At 75.2% G+C, this 18,330-nt stretch carries 17 protein-coding genes; 10 read left to right on the top strand and 7 right to left on the bottom strand.

Annotation, left to right across the window (positions count from 1 at the left end; all coding sequences use genetic code 11):
* Positions 1-405 (top strand): cellulose binding domain-containing protein (locus GQS09_RS19495; protein ID WP_207958036.1); only part of this gene is annotated, 405 nt, incomplete at its 5' end.
* A 274-nt stretch (positions 406-679) separates the two neighbouring features.
* Here GQS09_RS19495 and nirD read toward each other — a convergent pair.
* The 4 genes from nirD to GQS09_RS19475 all read right to left on the bottom strand — a co-directional run bounded on the left by nirD (position 680) and on the right by GQS09_RS19475 (position 6,136).
* Positions 680-1,105 (bottom strand): nitrite reductase small subunit NirD, encoded by a 426-nt coding sequence (gene nirD / locus GQS09_RS19490; protein WP_165988027.1) that lies wholly within the window; start codon positions 1,103-1,105, stop codon positions 680-682.
* Positions 1,105-3,747, bottom strand: a complete 2,643-nt coding sequence (gene nirB, locus GQS09_RS19485; protein ID WP_165988025.1) for a nitrite reductase large subunit NirB — start codon at positions 3,745-3,747, stop codon at positions 1,105-1,107. Before nirB ends, nirD begins: the two co-directional genes overlap by 1 nt.
* Positions 3,747-5,003, bottom strand: a complete 1,257-nt coding sequence (locus GQS09_RS19480; RefSeq protein WP_207958035.1) for an NAD(P)/FAD-dependent oxidoreductase — start codon at positions 5,001-5,003, stop codon at positions 3,747-3,749. Before GQS09_RS19480 ends, nirB begins: the two co-directional genes overlap by 1 nt.
* 182 nt (positions 5,004-5,185) lie before the next feature.
* Positions 5,186-6,136, bottom strand: coding sequence for an NAD(P)H-binding protein (locus GQS09_RS19475; RefSeq protein WP_243761573.1), 951 nt, complete (start codon positions 6,134-6,136; stop codon positions 5,186-5,188).
* A gap of 89 nt (positions 6,137-6,225) precedes the next feature.
* On the opposite strand from GQS09_RS19475, the gene GQS09_RS19470 reads away from it, so the two are divergent.
* Together GQS09_RS19470 and GQS09_RS19465 are read left to right on the top strand one after the other, a co-directional pair.
* On the top strand, positions 6,226-7,203 hold the full coding sequence (locus GQS09_RS19470; protein ID WP_165988021.1) for an AraC family transcriptional regulator: 978 nt from the start codon (positions 6,226-6,228) through the stop codon (positions 7,201-7,203).
* A 118-nt stretch (positions 7,204-7,321) separates the two neighbouring features.
* The gene (locus tag GQS09_RS19465; RefSeq protein ID WP_165988019.1) at positions 7,322-8,140 is read left to right on the top strand and encodes an SDR family oxidoreductase; all 819 of its coding nucleotides are present in this window, start codon (positions 7,322-7,324) and stop codon (positions 8,138-8,140) included.
* 83 nt (positions 8,141-8,223) lie between these two features.
* Here GQS09_RS19465 and GQS09_RS19460 read toward each other — a convergent pair whose 3' ends face one another.
* Positions 8,224-8,604 carry a cupin gene (locus GQS09_RS19460; RefSeq protein WP_165988017.1) on the bottom strand — a complete coding sequence of 127 codons (381 nt, stop codon included), beginning with the start codon at positions 8,602-8,604 and terminating at the stop codon, positions 8,224-8,226.
* 172 nt (positions 8,605-8,776) lie between these two features.
* Here GQS09_RS19460 and cutA point away from each other — a divergent pair, with 172 nt between their 5' ends.
* The gene (cutA, locus tag GQS09_RS19455; protein ID WP_165988015.1) at positions 8,777-9,115 is read left to right on the top strand and encodes a divalent-cation tolerance protein CutA; all 339 of its coding nucleotides are present in this window, start codon (positions 8,777-8,779) and stop codon (positions 9,113-9,115) included.
* Between the two features lie 198 nt (positions 9,116-9,313).
* Entirely contained in the window at positions 9,314-10,027 is a 714-nt protein-coding gene (locus tag GQS09_RS19450; protein ID WP_165988013.1) for a hypothetical protein, read from the top strand.
* Positions 10,028-10,192: 165 nt separating this feature from the next.
* On the opposite strand, the gene GQS09_RS19445 is transcribed toward GQS09_RS19450, so the two are convergent.
* Positions 10,193-12,439: a molybdopterin oxidoreductase family protein gene (locus GQS09_RS19445; protein WP_165988011.1), complete on the bottom strand. Its 2,247-nt coding sequence runs from the start codon at positions 12,437-12,439 to the stop codon at positions 10,193-10,195.
* Positions 12,440-12,600: 161 nt separating this feature from the next.
* Between GQS09_RS19445 and GQS09_RS19440 the strand changes: the two genes are divergently transcribed.
* The 3 genes from GQS09_RS19440 (at position 12,601) to hemC (ending at position 14,826) form a co-directional block, all read left to right on the top strand.
* Positions 12,601-13,317 (top strand): sirohydrochlorin chelatase, encoded by a 717-nt coding sequence (locus GQS09_RS19440; protein WP_165988009.1) that lies wholly within the window; start codon positions 12,601-12,603, stop codon positions 13,315-13,317.
* A 57-nt stretch (positions 13,318-13,374) separates the two neighbouring features.
* Positions 13,375-13,824, top strand: coding sequence for a hypothetical protein (locus GQS09_RS19435; protein ID WP_165988007.1), 450 nt, complete (start codon positions 13,375-13,377; stop codon positions 13,822-13,824).
* A 69-nt stretch (positions 13,825-13,893) separates the two neighbouring features.
* On the top strand, positions 13,894-14,826 hold the full coding sequence (gene hemC / locus GQS09_RS19430; RefSeq protein ID WP_165988004.1) for a hydroxymethylbilane synthase: 933 nt from the start codon (positions 13,894-13,896) through the stop codon (positions 14,824-14,826).
* Between the two features lie 96 nt (positions 14,827-14,922).
* Here the strand turns inward: hemC and GQS09_RS19425 are convergent, their stop codons facing one another.
* Entirely contained in the window at positions 14,923-16,077 is a 1,155-nt protein-coding gene (locus tag GQS09_RS19425) for an aromatic acid exporter family protein (RefSeq protein ID WP_165988002.1), read from the bottom strand.
* 196 nt (positions 16,078-16,273) lie between these two features.
* Between GQS09_RS19425 and GQS09_RS19420 the strand changes: the two genes are divergently transcribed.
* Both GQS09_RS19420 and GQS09_RS19415 read left to right on the top strand, forming a co-directional pair.
* A complete protein-coding gene (locus tag GQS09_RS19420; RefSeq protein ID WP_165988000.1) occupies positions 16,274-17,617 on the top strand; it encodes a deoxyguanosinetriphosphate triphosphohydrolase in 1,344 nt (447 codons plus the stop codon).
* Positions 17,618-18,104: 487 nt separating this feature from the next.
* Positions 18,105-18,330 (top strand): hypothetical protein (locus GQS09_RS19415; protein WP_399552564.1); only part of this gene is annotated, 226 nt, incomplete at its 3' end.

The raw sequence follows: 18,330 nt of genomic DNA, 5'->3' as shown, positions 1-18,330 counted from the left end.
GGCGGCACGACGACCAATGGCGGCACGACGACCAATGGCGGCACGACGACCAATGGCGGCACGACGACCAACGGCGGCACCACCACCAACGGCGGCACGACCGGCGGAAACCAGGGCTGCACCGCGACGGTGACCCAGGTCAACCAGTGGAACGGCGGCTCCCAGTACGAGATCCGGGTGACGGCCGGCAGCTCGTCCATCACGAGCTGGTCCGTCACCTTCCAGCTCCGCTCCGGCGAAACCGTCACCAACGGCTGGAACGCCCAGTACTCGGGCTCCGGAACCATCACGGCCACCAACGCCAGCTACAACGGCAACGTGGGCGCCGGACAGACCACCACGGCGGGCTTCCTCTCCAACCAGGGAGGTTCCTACTCGGTCTCCGGCGTGAGCTGCTCCGCCTGACGGACGGCGGACCGGCCACGGGACGACGGGCCGGCCGGCCATGAGGTGACCACCCGCCCGGTGCGCCCCTCGTCAGGGCAGAACAGGTCAGGCACACCGGGCGGGCGAGCTTGCGGGCCGGCCGGCGGACCGCTGGGAGACGAGTCCGCCGGCCCCTTCCGGCCGTCGGACCCCCGCGGGGACTCCCCGGGGGGGTCCGACGGCCAGGGGGGATCAAGGGGGCGGTCCGCCGCCGCGGCAGAAGCCGACGCCGCGGCGGCGGACCGCCCCGCCGTCATGCCACCCGGCAGGGGTGGACCGGCACGCTCTGCTCCGGGTCGTCCAGGCAGCGGCCGTCGGTCAGTGCGAAGCGCTGCTTCAGCAGCGGCGAGGCCACGAACGGCGTGCCGCCGGCCGAGCCCACCAGCCCCCGGGAGAGCACATACGCGCCGGTGAACGGATCGCGGTTGCCGATCACATGCACCTCCCCGGCACGGGTGAGGAAGACCGCGGCCTGCCGGCCGTCCGGCAGCAGCACCGCCACCCCGCGGCCGGGCAGCAGGTCGGCCCGGCGGCAGACCGTCACCCAGCCGCCGTCGGCCGTCCCCACCTGCACCGCGCTCCCCTCCGGGGCGGCGGCGCCGTCGTTCCGGGACTGCGGCGCGGACTGCGGCGCGGACTGTGCCGCACGCTGTGCCGCACGCTGTGTCGCGGTGGTCATCAGCGGCTGCTCCCCTCAAGCGTCCGCACCGGAATCTCCGGGCCGGACAGGATCGTCAGGTCGGGCTTCATCTGCTCGCGCTCCGGCACGAAGCGCACGGTCGGGTCCGGGGTGCCGGGCGCGTTCACGAAGGACACGAAGCGGCTCAGCTTCTCCGGGTCGTTGACGGTCTCGGCCCACTCGTCGCGGTAGTTGGCCACATGCGCCGCCATCAGCTCCTCCAGCTCGTCGCAGATGCCGAGCGAGTCGTGCACCACCACGTCCTTGAGGTGCTCCAGGCCGCCCTCCAGCCGCTCCAGCCACACCGAGGTGCGCTCCAGCCGGTCCGCGGTGCGGATGTAGAACATCAGGAAGCGGTCGATCAGCCGGATCAGCTCGGCGTCGGACAGATCCTGCGCCAGCAGATCCGCGTGGCGCGGCGTGGCCCCGCCGTTGCCGCAGACGTACAGGTTCCAGCCGCCGGCGGTGGCGATCACGCCGAAGTCCTTGCCCTGCGCCTCCGCGCACTCCCGGGCGCAGCCGGAGACCGCCGACTTGAGCTTGTGCGGCGAGCGCAGGCCGCGGTAGCGCAGCTCCAGGTCGATCGCCATCCGCACGCTGTCCTGCACGCCGTAGCGGCACCAGGTGGAGCCCACGCACGACTTCACGGTGCGCAGCGCCTTGCCGTAGGCGTGGCCGGACTCGAAGCCGGCCTCCACCAGCCGGGCCCAGATCTGCGGAAGCTGGTCCACCCGGGCGCCGAACAGGTCGATCCGCTGCCCGCCGGTGATCTTGGTGTAGAGGCCGAAGTCCCGGGCCACCTCGCCGATCACGATCAGCTTCTCCGGGGTGATCTCCCCGCCCGGGATGCGCGGCACCACCGAGTAGGAGCCGTTGCGCTGCATGTTGGCCAGGAAGTGGTCGTTGGTGTCCTGGAGCGCGGCCTGCGCGTCGTCCAGCACATAGCCGTCCGCGCCGATGGCCGGGGCCAGCGAGGCGAAGATCGAGGCCACCGCGGGCTTGCAGATCTCGCAGCCCTCGCCGCCGCGCGCCTCCTCCCGGCCGTGCCCGTCGAGCACCTGCTCGAAGGTGTTCAGCCGCAGCGCCAGGATGATCTCGTACAGCTCCTGGCGGGTGTGCGCGAAGCACGGGCACAGGCCCTTGTCGACGGCGATGCCCTGGGCCTCCAGCTCGGCGTCGACCAGCTGGCCCAGCACCTTGACGCAGCTCCCGCAGCCGGTGCCCGCCTTGGTGCACTTCTTCACCTCGGGCACCGAGGTGCACCGGTGGCCGGTGACCGCGCCCCGGATCGCGCCCTTGGTGACGTTGTGACAGCTGCAGATCACCGCCTCGTCCGGCAGCGCCGACGGGCCGAGCGCCGGGGCCGGCGAGAGACCGGCCGGCAGTACCAGCTGCTCGGGCGGAACCGGCGGCACCGAGCCGGTCAGCGGGCGCAGCATCCCGTAGGAGTCGGCGTCGCCCACCAGCACCCCGCCGAGCAGGGTGCCGTCCTTGGCCACCACCAGCTTCTTGTACACCCCCGCCCGGGAGTCGGAGTAGACCACGTCCAGGCAGTCCCCGGCGGCGCCGTGCGCGTCGCCGAACGAGGCCACGTCCACGCCCAGCAGCTTCAGCTTGGTGGAGGTGTCGGCGCCGGTGAACACGGCACCCGCGCCCGTGGTGCCGGCCGCCGCGATGGCGTCCGCCGCCACCGCCGCCATCTCGTAGCCCGGGGCCACCAGGCCGTACACCATGCCGTCCACGGTCTTGGCGCACTCGCCGATGGCGAACACGTCCGGGTCGGAGGTGCGGCACTGCTCGTCCACCATGATGCCGCCGCGGTCGCCGACCGCCAGCCCGCTCTCCCGGGCCAGCTGGTCCCGCGGCCGGACACCCGCCGAGAAGATCACCATGTCGGTGTCGATGGCGCTGCCGTCCGAGAGGTGGAGGCGCTGCACCGTGCCGTCCGGCCCGGCGGTGATCTCCTGGCCGCCGACGCCGGTGTGCACCAGCAGGCCCATGTCCTCGATGGTGCGGCGCAGCGCCGCCCCGCCGCCCTCGTCCACCTGGATCGCCATCAGCCGCGGCTGGAACTCCACGATGTGGGTGGTCAGGCCCATTGTGCTGAGCGCGCCCGCGGCCTCCAGACCGAGCAGGCCGCCGCCCACCACCACACCGGTGCGGCTGCGGCCCGCCCACTCCTCGATGGCCCGCAGGTCCTCGATGGTGCGGTAGACGAAGCAGCCGGGGCTGTCCTTGCCGGGCACCGGCGGCACGAACGGGTAGGAGCCGGTGGCCAGCACCAGTGTGTCGTAGCGGATCACCCGGCCCCGGCGGGAGGTGACGGTGCGGGCCTCCCGGTCCACCGCCACCGCCGGGTCGTCCAGGTGCAGTTCGATGCCGTGCCGCGCGAGGAAACCGTCCTCGACCATGGAGAGTTCCTCGGGCGAGGTGCCGGAGAAGCAGGAGGTGAGCTGTACCCGGTCGTAGGCCGGCCGCGGCTCCTCGCACAGCACCACGACCCGGGTGTCCTCGGTGACGCCGCGGGCGGCCAGCTCCTCCAGGAACCGCTGGCCGACCATGCCGTGGCCGACCAGCACCAGAGTCCTGCCGGTGCTCGTGTCGGTCCGCTCGTCGCTGCCGGTGTTATCGGTGGCGGCCATCAGTACCCTCCGTCGTGGGTGAGCAGGTGCAGCAGGGGGGAGGAGGGGAGCGGCTCGTCGCCCTCCCAGGTCCGGGCGAGCGCGCCGACACTGCCGAGATCGCCGAGCAGGATGCCGCCCCTGAGGCGGTCGCCGCGGACGACGAGCTTCCGGTACGCACCGCGGGTGGCGTCCGCGAGATGCACCACGTCGTCGCCGGGCTCCGGGACGGTGTCGCCGAACGCGGCCAGATCCAGCGGCGCCGGGCCGCTCGGTGCCGCGGGCGGTCCCGAGAGGGTGAGCCGGGTCAGGGCGCGGGTCCCGGTGTACCGGGCGGCGGTGTCCCCGCCCAGTACCGCGGCCAGCGCATCGGCCTGTTCCTGCGCGGCACCGGCCAGGCCGTACAGCACCCCGGCGTGCTCGGCGCAGTCACCGGCGGCGTGGATGGCCGGGTCGCTGGTGCGCAGCCGGTCGTCCACCACGATGCCGCGGCGCACCCGCAGGCCGGCCGCCTGGGCCAGGCCCACCCGGGGCCGCACCCCGCAGGCCAGCACCACCAGATCGGCCTCCAGCCGGTAGCCGTCGGCCAGTTCCACCGCGCGCACCGGGCGGCCCGGGCCGTCGCCGGCCAGCACCGCGCGCACCTGGCACTCGGTGTGCACCTCCACGCCCCGCTCGGCGAGGTGGGTGCGCAGCAGGGCGGAGGCGCCGGCGTCCAGATGGCGCTCCATCAGATGCTCGCCGCGCTGGGCCAGCACCACCTGGGCGCCGCGCTGGGCCAGCGCCCGGGCGGCGGAGACGCCCAGCAGCCCGCCGCCGATCACCACCGCCCGGGTGCCGGGCCGGACAGCCGCGCCGAGCGCCAGGCTGTCGTCCATGGTCCGGAAGGGATGCACGCCCTCCGGAAGGTCGCGGCCCTCCGGCTCGAACAGGCCGCGCAGCGGCGGCAGCACCGGGTTGGAGCCGGTGGCCAGCACCAGCACGTCGTACGCGGCCAGTGATCCGTCGTCGCATACGACCCGGCGCTCCGCGCGGTCCACCCGGACCACCCGCACGCCGCCCCGCCAGGTGACGCCCTCCGGCGGGCCGGGCAGGGCGATCACCTCCGCCGGGTACTGGCCGGCCAGCACCTCGGCCAGCAGCACCCGGTTGTAGGCGGGGTGCGGTTCCTCGCCGATGACGGTCACCGAGAGCCCGGCCCGCGCCGCCAACTGCTGCGCGAGCCGGGCTCCCGCCATCCCACCACCGGCGATCACCACGCGGGTCTCGGAGCTCATGGTCCGAGGTTGCGGCGCGGTCGTTACCCGGCGGCATCACCGCTGTTTCCCTGAAGCAACGCTGCCCTCANTCACCGCTGTTTCCCTGAAGCAACGCTGCCCTCAGCGGGTGGCGGCTCCTGGTGTGAGTCCGGGAAGGGCCACTACAGGAGGCTTGTCCGCCGCCGGGCGGGTGACCGGCGTCACCCCCGCGCACCGCCCTGGCCGGCCGCTTCGCCCGCGCCGGTGCCATGTCCGGGGGCGGGGTCCCAGGCGTGCTCCGCCGCCGCCCGCGCCGCGTACGCGGCGAAGTCCCGGGGCGGACGGCCGAGCAGCCGGGCGACGGTGTCGGTGGGGCGGGCATTGCGCCCGTCCAGGGTCTCGTCGATCACCGCGCCGAACATCCGCGCGAAGTCCTCCGGCAGTCCCTGCGCGACGAGGAGGTCGAGGTACGCGGCCGTGGAGACGGCGACATAGCGGAACTCGCGCCCGGTGGCGGCCGAGATCTCCTTCATCGCCTGGCCGTAGGTGACCGGGCGGGGGCCGGTCAGCTCGTGCACCTGCCCGGCGTACCCCTCCGGGGCGGTGAGCGCCGCCGCCGCCACCTCGGCCAGATCCTCCAGGTCGATGAAGGGACTCGGCACCTCCCCGCCCGGGAAGGTGAACGTCCCGGCCGCCCGCATCTCCTCGGCGAAGAACTCCTCGGAGAAGTTCTGCGCGAACCAGTCCCCCCGCAGGATCACCCACTCGGTGCCGGTGCCCTCCACGGCCTCCCGCACCGCCCGCTCCGCCGGTCCGGCCGTCTCCGTCATCCCCCGCCCGGAGAGCAGCACCACCCGTCCCACGCCGCGCTGCGCCGCCCGGCGGGCGAACGCCCCCAGATCGGGCGCGGCGCCCGGCATCGAGATGTCCGGCGCATACGCCAGATACGCCGCCCCGACGCCGTCCAGCGCCGCCTCCCAGGTGTCCGGCTCCGACCAGTCGAACGGCACCTCGGCCGAGCGTGACACCGCCCGCACCGGCACCCCGCGCTCGCGCAGCCGCGCGGCCACCCGCCGTCCCGTCTTCCCCGTGCCCCCCGTCACCAGCACCGTCCGCCGCCCGTTCTGCCCGCTCTGCTCACCCTGTGTCGGGTTCGTCGTGTCCTTCGTCATGTCCCCAGTCCACCCCCGAACGCTGAGACGCTCCATAGCTGATCCGCTCTCCCGCATACGCGAGCGTCCACAGCCGTTACGCTGACCGTGTGGACCCTCTCGCCGAACTGCTGGCCGGGCCCTGCGCCCAGGACGCGTTCCTGCTCCGGATCGCCATGGCACCGCCCTGGTCGGTGGACATCCGCGACCGCGCCCCGCTGAGCGTGATGTGCCATGTCTCCGGCCCCGCCTGGGTCGTCCCCGAGGCCGGCGAGGCCGTCCGGCTGTCCCCGGGCGACATCGCCGTGGCCCGCGGCCCGGACCGCTACCTGGTCGCCGACGAGCCGGGCCGTCCGGCACAGGTCGTCTGCCACCCGGGGCAGCTCTGCACCACCCCGGACGGCGTTCCGCTGAGCGAGGAGCTGATGCTCGGCGTCCGCACCTGGGGCACCGCCGAAAGCCCGTCCTCCGGTGCCTCGGTGATGCTGATCGGCACCTACGAATCGGCGGGCGCGGCCGCCCGGCGCCTGCTGCGCGCCCTGCCGCCGCTGCTGGTGGTGCGGGCCGGCGAATGGGACACCCCGCTCGTCGGCCTGCTGGGTGCCGAGATCGGCAAGGACGGCCCGGCCCAGAGCCTGGTGCTGGACCGGCTGCTGGACCTGCTGCTGGTGGCGGTGCTGCGGGAATGGTTCGCCCGGCCGGGGGGCCGGGCCCCGGCCTGGCTCGACGCCCAGGGCGACCCGGTGGTGGGGCGGGCCCTGGGCCTGCTGCACGAGCACCCGGCGCACCCGTGGACGGTTGCCGAACTGGCCTCCCGCACGGGCGTCTCCCGAGCCGCGCTGGCCCGCCGCTTCACCGGCCTGGTGGGCGAGCCGCCCATGGCCTACCTCACCGGCTGGCGCCTCGACCTGGCCGCAGACCTGCTCCGGGACCCGGAGGCCACCCTCGGCGCGGTCGCCCGCAAGGTCGGCTACGGCAGCGGTTTCGCCCTCTCCGCGGCCTTCAAACGCGAACGCGGCGTGGCCCCGCGCGACTACCGCCGCACCGCCGCTGCCGGGGCCACCGCCACCGCCGGCGCCCGGACCTGACCGTCCGCCGTGCGGGCCCCTTGCGGACGGAAAGTGGCCGGAAGGGGCGGGAGAGTGAGGTCATCGGCCGTCCGGCGGGATCACGCCGGGCGGGCAACGACCATGTGAGGAGCGGAAGATGACCTTTCTCGTGACGGGTGCGACCGGTTCCGTGGGCCGGGCGGTGGTGGCCGAGCTGCTGCGCGGCGGCCACCCGGTGCGGGCGCTGACCCGCGACCCCGGCAAGGCCCGGTTCCCCGCCGGGGTGGAGGTCGTGGGCGGCGACCTGACGCGGCCGGAAACCGTGGCGCCGGCCCTGGAGGGTGTCACCGGCGTGCACTTCATCGGCTTCCACGGCGAGAACTACGAACCGCTGGAGACCGCGCCGGAACTGGTGGCCCTCGCCGAGCGCGCCGGAGTGCGCCGGGCGTGCGTGCTCCAGGGCGTGCAGGGCGACGGAATGCTCAGGGCCGTGACGGACAGCGGCCTGGAGTGGACGTCGCTCCAGCCGGTGGAGTTCATGTCCAACGCGCTCGACTGGGTGGTCCCCGTCCGGGACGAGGGCGTGGTGCGCGAGCCGTTCCCGTCCGCGCTCAGCGCCATGGTGCACGAGGGCGACATCGGCGCGGTGGCCGCCACCGCGCTCACCGTGCCCGGGCACCACAAGCAGCACTACATCCTCACCGGCCCCGAGGCGCTGACCAAGCCGGACAAGGTCCGCATCCTCGCCGAGGCGCTCGGCCGGGAGATCCGCTACGAGGAACTCTCCGAGCAGCAGGCCCGGGAGCGGTGGGCGGCCGAGGGCTACGACCAGGAGACCATCGACTTCTTCGTCTGGGTGCACGGCGACCCGCCGGAGATCGGCTACACCGTGCTGCCCACCGTGGAGCAGGTCCTCGGCCGCCCCGCGCGCACCTTCGCCGACTGGTCCCGGGAACACGCCGGCGCCTTCCGCTGACGCGGGGCCGTGGCGCGTGCGGCGAAGGGGGTGCGGAGAGCGGGGCGGCACCGCCGCCGCGCCGGGGCGGGCGGGGGCGGCCGTCAGGCGGCGTGGCCCGGTACGGTGGCGGCGGGCTCGGCGTGCGGGTCGCCGCAGCCGGGGGTGGCGGTGACGGCCGTCAGCAGCACCACCGCGTCGTCCAGCGCCTGAAGGGTCTGCCGCAGCTGCGGCAGACGGGTCAGCTGCCCGGCCTCCAGGTCGATCGCGCCGTTGCCCTCCGTGGCGACCCGTACCCTGCCGTGCAGCACCTGAAGACTGGCCGCCGGGGGTGCCTCGTGCTCGTCGAGTTCGGCGCCGGTGCGCATCGCGATTACGCTCTGCCGCAGCGGTCCGTCGTGCAGGAAGAGATGCGCGCTGCGCCCGCGGTCATCGGTCTGGGCCCGGGCGAGGTGCAGCTCGGCGAGAGCGGTGAGGTCTTCCATGCGTGCCCCTGACGGTCCGGTGACGGTCTGGCGGTCTGACGGTCGTGACGGCCGACGGCTCCAGTTCTCATGGTGCCGGAGCCGTGCCGCAGCGCAACCGCGGCCGCGGCCGGGCGGGGGGCAAGGGCGGGAGCGGGGACCGCACAGGACACGGTGAGGGAGATGTAGGGACATGGCGGAGATCGGGGCCGCACTGGCGGTCATGACCACCACGGACAGTGCAGAGCTGGCGGAGCAGCTGGCGACGGGGGCGGTGGAACGGAGGCTGGCGGCGTGCGCCCAGATCAGCACGCCGGTCACCTCCTGCTACCGCTGGGAAGGCGAGGTCCGCAGGGACCAGGAATGGCAGGTGTGGCTGAAGACCACCGACGAGCGGTTCACCGATCTGGAGCTGTACCTCAAGGAGACGCACTCCTACGACGTGCCCGAGATCATCGCCTTCCCGGTGGTGCGCGGCAGCGCGGACTACCTGCGCTGGGTCACCGAGGAGACGGCCCGCGCCTCGGCGTAGGCGCCGGCCGGGGAGGGGGCGGAGGGCCGGTCGGCCCTGGCGTGCCGGTCCCGTTCGGCGGCCGGGCGGGCGCGGATCGGGGACCTGTGGTCCCCGCTTCACCTACCGTTCGGTCCCTGCTCCTGCCCGCCGTGACGACGGATGCTGTGACCGTCCGCAGGGAGCGGACCGGGACACGGAAACCGGCGAGGAGCCATCGTGACGGCACGACTGAAGATCCTGGGATATGTACTGGCGGCGATCGGCCTCGCCTTCCTCGTGGCCGGCGGTGTCGCCTACGTCAAGGCGCAGGACGGCTACGACTCTCTGCAGGCGTTCAGCGAGGCGCAGAACGTCACGCTCACCTACAACGAGGACGGGCAGCTGACCGACCGCGGCGAGACCGAGGGCGCCGAGGCGATCCTGAAGCTGCTGAAGGAGGACTGGAAGTACCCGGTGGTCGAGTCCGACCTGGACCCGGACGACCCGCTGGTCAACACGGCGACCGAGTACATGTACCAGATGGCCACGGTCGGCTATCACGTGCTGCACGGCAGCCAGACCGTGGTGCTGGACGAGGCGGTCGAGTACAACGGCCAGACGTTCGAGCCCGGTGCGTACGAGTTCGCGGTGGACGGCCGCTACTGGACCGACTTCGACCGCATGCACCCGATCGAGGGCCAGGCCCGGGAACTCGCCTGGACCGGCACCGTGCACGGTCTCTTCGGTGAGCTGGGCGTGGGCACCGTGACCCACTCCGCACTCCAGCTCGCCCTGGCGCTGGCAGGTCTGTTCGCCGGTATCGGCGCCACCCTGGTGCTGGCCGGAGGCGGCCTGGTGTGGGCGGGCCACGGCCGCCGCAAGGAGGAGCCGGAGGCTCCCGGGGCCGGCACCGCCCGCCCGCAGCCGGAGCCGGTGGGCGCGGGCGCCTGAACCGGACGGCGGCCGGCACCGCCGGCACGGCAGAACGGCAGGAGCAGCAGGAGCAGCAGGACGGCGGCACCACCCCGGGGAGCCGGGTGCGGGAACCCTCTTCCGCACCCGGCTCCCCGGGCGTGCGCCCGGCGGCCCGACGGGCCACCGGGCGGGGCGGCGGGGTCAGGCACGCTCCAGACGGACCGCGCACACCTTGAACTCGGGCATCCGGGAGGTGGGGTCCAGCGCCGGATTGGTCAGCGTGTTGGCCCGGCCCTCGCCCGGCCAGTGGAACGGCATGAAGACGGTGTCCTGCCGGATGCCGCGGCTCAGCCGCGCCGGCGCCACGGCCCGGCCGCGCCGGGAGATCACCGCCAGCGGATCGCCCTCGGCCGCCCCCAGCCGCTCCGCCAGCCGGGGGTGGAGCTGCACGAACGGGCCCGGCGCGGCGTCGTTGAGGCTGTCCACCCGGCGGGTCTGGGCGCCGGACTGGTACTGGGCCAGCACCCGTCCGGTGGTCAGCAGCAGCGGGTACTCCTCGTCCGGTTCCTCGGCCGACGGGCGGTGACTGACCGGCAGGAACCGGGCCCGGCCGTCCGGGGTGGCGAAGCGGTCCAGGAACATCCGCGGCGTGCCCGGGTGCGGCACGGGGGAGTGCCCCCCGGACGGGCCGCCGTTCCCGCCGTTCCCGCCGTTCCCGCTGGTGCCGCCGCCCGGTGCGTCCGGGCCGCCGCCCGGCAGTCCGTCCGGGGACGTCTCCGGGCACGGCCAGAAGATGCCGTCCTCCTCCACGATCCGCCGGTAGGTGATGCCCGAGTAGTCCGCCTTGCCGCCCGCCGAGGCGCGCCGCAGCTCCTCGAAGATCTCCTCCGGGTCGGTCGGAAAGCCCTTCTCCCAGCCCATCCGGGCGGCCAGCTCCCGCATCACCCACAGGTCGCTGCGGCACCCCTGCGGCGGCTCCACCGCCTTCCGGCGCAGGATGACCCGGCCCTCCAGATTGGTCATGGTGCCGGTCTCCTCGGCCCACTGGGTCACCGGCAGCACCACGTCCGCCAGCCGCGCGCTCTCCGAGAGCACCACATCGCACACGGCAAGGAAGTCCAGCGCCCGCATCCGTTCCTCGACATGTGCGGCCCGCGGAGCCGACACCACCGGGTTGGACGCCATCAGCAGCAGTGCCCGCACCGCGTCCGGACGGTCCGCCCGGTCCCCGTCCGCGCCCAGCGCGTCCAGCAGCTCGTACGCGCTGCGCCCCGGCCCCGGGAGGGTCTCCGGATCCACGCCCCACACCCGGGCCACATGCTCACGCGCCGCCGCGTCCGCCAGCATCCGGTAGCCGGGAAGCTGGTCCGCCTTCTGCCCGTGCTCCCGCCCGCCCTGGCCGTTGCCCTGCCCGGTCAGGCAGCCGTAACCGGACAGCGGACGGCCCGGGCGGCCGGTCGCCAGGCACAGGTTGATCCAGGCCGAGACCGTGTCGGTGCCCTTGGCCTGCTGCTCCGGCCCGCGCGCGGTCAGCACCATGGCGTGCTCGGCGTCGCAGAACATCCGCACCGCCGCCCGCAGTTGCGGCAGCGGCACCCCGGTGATCCGCTCCACCAGCTCCGGCCAGTGCGCCATGGCCGCGGCCCGGGCCTGCTCCCAGCCGGTGGTGCGGTCCGCGATGTACGCGTCGTCGGTGCGGCCCTCGGCCACCACCAGGTGGAGCATGCCCAGGGCCAGCGCCAGATCCGTCCCCGGCCGCGGCATCAGATGCAGGTCCGCCTGCTCGGCCGTCCGGGTGCGGCGCGGGTCGATCACGATCAGCGTGCCGCCGCCCGCCCGCAGTTCGGTGAAGTAGCGCAGCGCCGGCGGCATGGTCTCGGCCAGGTTGGAGCCCACCAGGATCACGCAGCCGGTGCGCGGGATGTCCTCCAGCGGGAAGGGCAGCCCGCGGTCCACGCCGAACGCCCCGGTGCCGGCCGCGGCGGCCGACGACATGCAGAACCGGCCGTTGTAGTCGATCTGCGAGGTGCCCAGCACCAGCCGGGCGAACTTGCCCAGCGTGTACGCCTTCTCGTTGGTCAGACCGCCGCCGCCGAAGACGCCGACCGCGTCCGGGCCCCACGCGGACCGGGTCGCGGCCAGCCCTTCGGCGACCCGGTCCAGGGCCTCCTCCCAGGAGGCCGGCTCCAGCTCGCCCGAGGCGCGGCGGATCAGGGGCCGGTCCAGCCTGACCTGGGAGGAGAGCACGTCGGGGGCGGTGCGGCCCTTGCCGCACAGCGCACCCTTGTTCACCGGGAAGCCCGGGCGCTCGACGACCAGCAGACCGCCCGGCTCGGCCGGCGCGGGCCGCAGGGCCATACCGCACTGGAGCGCGCAGTACGGGCAGTGCGTGTCCGTGGCCGGCCGCCGGTTCTCCCCGGTCTCCGGCGCCGGTGCGTCAGCGTTCATGCCCCCAGCCTGCGTCGGCCGTGTTACGGCAGGGGCGACGTGCCGGTTACGTCACCGGGGCGGTCAGCTCAGGGCGGCACGGGCCGGGGCGTGAGGGGCGGGGCGGCCATCCGTGACATCCGGGCAACACCGCGGCAACGTGCAGCTTGCAGTCTGGCCGCATGACCGCCGCCTCTACCGGACCGACCCTGGTCGCCGTGGCCCATGGCTCGCCCGATCCCCGGGCGCAGCACACCATCCGCGCCCTGCTCCGCCGGGTCCGGGCGCTGCGCCCGGCGGTGCGGGTGGAACTCGGCCATCTGGAAACGGACCGTCCGCTGCTCGCCGACACGCTGCGCGGACTGCACGGCGAGACGGTGCTGGTGCCGCTGCTGTTCGGCCGCGGCTACCACGTCAAGCACGACATCCCCGGCGTGCTGGCCGGGGCCGGCCACTGCTCGGCCACGGTGGCCGCCTGCCTGGGGCCGCACCCGCTGCTGGTGGACGCCCTGCACGGGCGGCTGCTCCAGGCCGGCTACCGGGGCGGCGCGGTGGTGCTGGCCGCGGCCGGCTCCCGGGACCCGGAATCCGCGGCCGGGACCAGGTACACCGCCGACATGCTGGCCGCCCGGCTCGGCGGGGTGCCGGTCGTCCCCGCCTACGCCTCGGCCGCCGCGCCGACCGTGCCCGAGGCGGTCTCCCTGCTGCGCGCCGGAGGGCACCGGGAGATCGCCGTGGCCTCGTGCTTCACCGCGCCCGGCTACTTCGCCTCCCGCTGCGCCGAGGCCGCGCCGGGCGTGGTGTCCGCCCCGCTGGGGGCCCACCCGGCGCTCGCCAGACTGCTGCTGCACCGCTACGACCAGGCGGTGACGGCCCGCCGTTCCGCCCTGGTCGCCTGAGGGCCGCGGCACTACGCTGCCCACCGACGCACCGGCGCGCGGCGGAGGGGAGCAGGCATGGCAGGGCCGGTCATCCGTAACCCGGCGACTGTGCCGTGGCTGCTCGGCCTGGCGCTCAGCGGTGCGGCCGTGCTGGCGCTGCCCTGGGCGCACCAGTACGGCGAGAGCTTTCCGCTGCACCGGATGGTCGGCGGGTGGACGGTCGGGCTCACCGCCGGTGTGCTGCACCTGTGCGTGCTGTGGGTGCTGGTGGCCGCGCCGCCGCCGGCCGTGGGGCGGATCGCGACCGGGCTGTCCGGGGCGGTGACCCTGGGCATGGTGACGATGGTGCTGCTGCACCACCAGGATGTGATCGCCGATCCGTCCCCGGTGATCCCGCTCGTCTACAACCCGGCGACGCTGGGCAGCGGCGGCTTCGTGGCCCTGGCCGGCACGGTGCTGACCATGACCGCCGGGCTGCTCGCCCCCCGCCGGGCCCGTCCCGCGGTCCCGGCCCCGGCGTCCTGACCCCCGGGCGCGCCCGCCGGGGCGTGATCGTTTCGCCCGGAGGGGAACCGACGGTCTATCGTGTCGCGGGTGTCCGCCGAGCTGATCCGGATTGTCTCCCGTTCTTCGCCGATGGCGCTGGCCCAGGTCGAGCGCGTGCGTGCCGGACTGTCCGCCCGCCATCCCGGCATCCGTACCGAGGTGGTGCCGGTGACCACCTCCGGCGACCGCTGGCTGGGAGACCTGTCCAGCCTCGGCGGCAAGGGCGCGTTCACCAAGGAGGTGGACGCCGCGCTGCTGGCGGGCGAGGCCGACCTCGCCGTGCACTGCATGAAGGACATCCCGGCCGACCGGCCGCTCCCGGCCGGCACCGTGTTCGCCGCCGTGCTGGAGCGGGACGACATCCGGGACGCGCTGATCCACCCCGGCGGCCTCACCCTGGACGAGCTGCCGCCCGGTACCCGGATCGGCACCTCCTCGGTGCGGCGCGTGGCCCAACTGGCCTCCTCCCACCCGCACCTGCGGTGCGTGCCGTTCCGGGGGAACGCCAACCGGCGGCTGGCCAGGATGGCCGCGGGCGAGGCGGACGCGCTGATCCTGGCCGTCTCCGGACTGGAACGGATCGGGGAGACCGGGCGGATCAGCGAGATCCTCAGCCCCGAGCAGATGTGCCCGCCGGTCGGCGCGGGCGTGCTGGCCCTCCAGTGCCGCGAGGACGACACCGAGACCATCGACGCGGTCTCCTCCCTCGGCCATCCGGACACCCGCCGGGAGACGGACGCCGAGCGGATGCTGCTGCATGTGCTCCAGGGCCACTGCAACAGCCCGATCGCCGGATTCGCCCGTGCGGAGCGGGACGGACGGCTCTCGCTGCGCGCCCGGGTCTTCTCGCCGGACGGCAAGACCGTGCTGGACGCCCATGAGTGGGCCGGCCCGCTCGACCCGGCCACGCTGGGCATATCGGTGGCCGTGACGCTGCTGCGGCAGGGCGCCCGCGAGGTCATCGACTCGATCCCGCACTGAGCGCGTCCCTCCCGCCCGTGCGCCCCGGCACGGCGGGGAGGGGTGCCCGCGGAACAGACGGTGCCGTGCCATGCCGGGCCGTGCGGCTGGGCGGGGTCATCCGGCGGGCGGCCGGTTGGGCGGGCCCGCGGCCTCGACCAGGCGGCGCACGGCGTGCGCCTGGTCCAGGCCGGTGGCCCGCAGCACGTCGACGGCCGCGGCCCGCACCTGGCCGACCAGCACGCTGGCGGTCAGCGGCGGGTCCTCGGCGAGCAGCTCCGAGGCCGCCCCGGCGGCACGCAGCGCGGCGGCCCGGGCGTCCTCCCGGGCCTGCGTCCCCTCGCCCTGCACCCGCCGCCGCAGCTCGGTGACGGCCACGGCGAGCGAGTCCAGCGCGGTGACCAGCCGCTGGTCCACCGGCTGCCCGTAGCGGACGGCCACGGCCGTGCCACGGGCCAGGGCGCGGGTGGTGGCGGCCATCATGTCCAGCCGGTCCCGGACCAGCACCACCGGCAGCCGGGCCTGGGCGGAGCGGCGGCGCCGGCCCAGCCGGGCGCTCTCCCGGGCCACCGCCAGCGCCTTGTCCAGTTCGCCGATCCGGGACTCGATGCGGGCGGCCTCGGCCGTCATCCGCTCGGCCCGGGCGAGGTCGGCCTGCTCCAGCGCCTCGGCCAGTCCGCGCAGCACCTGCGCCAGATGGCCCAGCACGTCTCCGCCGGCCCGGCGCACCGCACGCCGCGGGTCCGGTGCGGCCAGAGCGCCCAGGGCCAGTGCCACCCCGCCGCCGATCAGCGCATCACCCATCCGGATCAGCGGGTTGCTGCCCTGCGGGGCCAGCGCGACCACCAGCACGGCGGCCACCGCGGACTGATTGACCAGCACGCTGCTGGTGCCCACCAGCACGGCCGCGCCCATGGCCAGGCCGACCGCCACGGCCAGTTGCACCGCCCCGGAACCGATGACGTTGACCAGGATGTCGGCGGCGGTCAGGCCGACCGCCACGCCGACGGCCATCTCCAGGGCGCGGCGGATGCGCTGCCCGGCGGCGATGCCCACGCACACCACGGCGGCGATCGGCGCGAAGAACGCCTCCTCGATGCCGAACAGCCGGGACGCGGCGGCGTAGGCCAGCCCGGCGGCGAGGGCCGCCAGCAGCACGGAGGGGCCGTAGGTGCGCAGCCGTGCCGCGGCCCGGCGGGCCCGGCCGGCCACCCGGCGGACCACCCGGTACAGGTGCAGCAGCCGGTACAGGCGGAACAGCCAGGCCCACACCGCCGTGTCACGCTCCCCGGCCCGGACGGGCCCGCGTGCCCGCGTCCGCCATCCGCCGCAGCCTCCTCCCGCCGGGCCCTCCGGCCACCGCACCCCGGTTTCCCCGCCGCGCCGCCGCGAACCACCCTGCGGCCGGGCGGACGGCACCGGGCCGGCGTCCGCTGCCGGGCGGGACGGGGGCGGTTAGGGTCGGGGCATGCCCGGCTGGAGTGACGGCACACCGCACGACCTCTCCCGTCCCGGTGCCGAGGCCCCGCCGGCCGGCGGCTACGGGCCGGAGGCCACCGAGCGCTGGGACCCGGAGCCCGACAAGCGCCCCGGCCGCAGCGCCTTCCAGCGCGACCGCGCCCGGGTGCTGCATTCGGCGGCGCTGCGCCGTCTGGCCGGCAAGACCCAGGTGGTCACCCCCGACCGCCCGGCGCCGCCCACCCCTGCCTGGGACCCGAGCCCGCGCACCCGCCTGACCCACTCCCTGGAATGCGCCCAGATCGGGCGGGAGATGGGCGCCGCCCTGGGATGCGACCCGGATCTGGTGGAGACCGCCTGCCTGGCCCACGACCTGGGGCACCCGCCGTTCGGGCACAACGGCGAGCGGGTGCTGGCCCGGATCGCCGGTCCGTGCGGCGGTTTCGAGGGCAACGCCCAGTCGCTGCGGCTGCTCACCCGCCTGGAGCCGAAACGGTTCCGCGCGGCGGCCGGGACCGGGGACGGCGGCGAGCCCGTCGGCCTCAACCTCACCCGCGCCGCCCTGGACGCCGCCACCAAGTACCCCTGGCCCCCGGGCAGGAACCCGGCCGGCCCGGCCTCCCCCAAATTCGGCGTCTACGAGGACGACCTGCCGGTCTTCCACTGGCTGCGGCGCCACGCGCCGCCGGCCCGCCGCTGCCTGGAGGCGCAGGTCATGGACTGGGCGGACGACGTGGCCTACTCGGTGCACGACGTGGAGGACGGCCTGCACGCCGGGCACCTGGACCCGGCCGCGCTGCTCTCCGACACCGAACGGCGGGGCATCTTCGCCGTGGCCCTGCGCCGCTACACCCCGCCCGGCACCGACGAGGCGGAACTCGCCGCCGCGCTCGACCGCCTGCTGGACCAGGAGTGGTGGCCGCACTCCTACGACGGCACCGCCCTCGCCCAGGCCCGGCTGAAGAACGCCACCAGCCAGCTGATCGGCCGGTTCTGCGTCGCCGCCGAGCAGGCCACCCGGGAACGCCACGGCCCCGGCCCGCTGCTGCGCTACCGCGCCGACCTGGTGGTGCCGCGCCCGGTGCGGCTGGAGTGCGCGGTGCTCAAGGCGGTGGCCGACGTCTCGGTGATGCAGCGCCCGGAGCAGGAACGGCTGCGTGCCGCCCAGCGGGAACTGCTCGCCGAACTGGCGGACGCACTGCTGCGCCGGGCACCCGGCGGGCTCGATCCCCAGTACCGGGCGCTGTACGCGGCGGCCCCCGGCGACCGGGAGCGGCTGCGGGTGGTCGTCGACCAGATCGCCGCGCTCACCGACGCCTCGGCCCGCGCCCTGCACGCCCGCCTCACCGGCTGAACCGGCCGAAACCGGCCCCGGCCCGCCACGGCCCCGGCCCGGTGCGGGACAGCCCCGGGCGCGCGGGGTCACCGCGTGCCCGGGGCCCGGGAACCCCGGCGCCGGCCGGAGAGCCTGTCCGGCCCCGCGCGCCTCCGCCCGCCCGGCCGCCCGGCCGGCCGCGGGCGGATCGACGCGGGGGCGGGGAGAGACGGAGGGCCCGCCGTGATGATGGGAGCCGCGCCGCGGCGGCGCATCGGTGAATCCACCGGTGACCCGCCGGATGCGTGGCCGGGCCGCGGCCCGCCCCGGACTGTGCCGTTGCACAGCGGCCTGCCTGCGCAGCTATGCCGGAGCAGCGATTTGGCGTCCGGACTGTGGACGGACCCGCGGTGCGGTGGTGCTCTGACGGCACGTCTTACCTACCGCCGAGTAGTCGGAAGGGCGGTCCCGGAGCGGGACGCCCGAGGGCGAACCACGACGGAACAGGACGGACCAGGAGGTCGCCATGACGCTGCCGCTCGCCCCCGAGAACCACGGACAGCACCACTTCCCGTCCACACCCGCCGACCGCACCGCCCCCGACCGCAGAGACGACCCGGGCGAGGACGACCCGGGCGAGGACGGCCACCCCCGGACCGGGCGCACCGCTGCCCGCGGCCCGTCCACGCCCGCCCGGCGGGAGATCCCGCTGCCCTCCCGGGCCGCGCTGGGCGCCGCGCTGCGCCGGGCGG

The organism is Streptomyces sp. YIM 98790 (assembly GCF_011421595.1).
Classification (GTDB): domain Bacteria; phylum Actinomycetota; class Actinomycetes; order Streptomycetales; family Streptomycetaceae; genus Streptomyces.
This window is presented reverse-complemented; position numbering and strand designations above follow the sequence as displayed.

Bases quoted from the DNA above. Each gene is read 5' to 3' on its own strand.
- nirB (WP_165988025.1), bottom strand. From the start codon at position 3,747: ATGGCCGCCACCGATAACACCGGCAGCGACGAGCGGACCGACACGAGC.
- GQS09_RS19435 (WP_165988007.1), top strand. From the start codon at position 13,375: ATGGCAGGGCCGGTCATCCGTAACCCGGCGACTGTGCCGTGGCTGCTC.
- cutA (WP_165988015.1), top strand. From the start codon at position 8,777: ATGGCGGAGATCGGGGCCGCACTGGCGGTCATGACCACCACGGACAGT.
- GQS09_RS19440 (WP_165988009.1), top strand. From the start codon at position 12,601: ATGACCGCCGCCTCTACCGGACCGACCCTGGTCGCCGTGGCCCATGGC.
- GQS09_RS19420 (WP_165988000.1), top strand. From the start codon at position 16,274: ATGCCCGGCTGGAGTGACGGCACACCGCACGACCTCTCCCGTCCCGGT.
- GQS09_RS19475 (WP_243761573.1), bottom strand. From the start codon at position 6,136: ATGACGAAGGACACGACGAACCCGACACAGGGTGAGCAGAGCGGGCAG.
- GQS09_RS19460 (WP_165988017.1), bottom strand. From the start codon at position 8,604: ATGGAAGACCTCACCGCTCTCGCCGAGCTGCACCTCGCCCGGGCCCAG.
- nirD (WP_165988027.1), bottom strand. From the start codon at position 1,105: ATGACCACCGCGACACAGCGTGCGGCACAGCGTGCGGCACAGTCCGCG.
- GQS09_RS19445 (WP_165988011.1), bottom strand. From the start codon at position 12,439: ATGAACGCTGACGCACCGGCGCCGGAGACCGGGGAGAACCGGCGGCCG.
- GQS09_RS19480 (WP_207958035.1), bottom strand. From the start codon at position 5,003: ATGAGCTCCGAGACCCGCGTGGTGATCGCCGGTGGTGGGATGGCGGGA.
- GQS09_RS19465 (WP_165988019.1), top strand. From the start codon at position 7,322: ATGACCTTTCTCGTGACGGGTGCGACCGGTTCCGTGGGCCGGGCGGTG.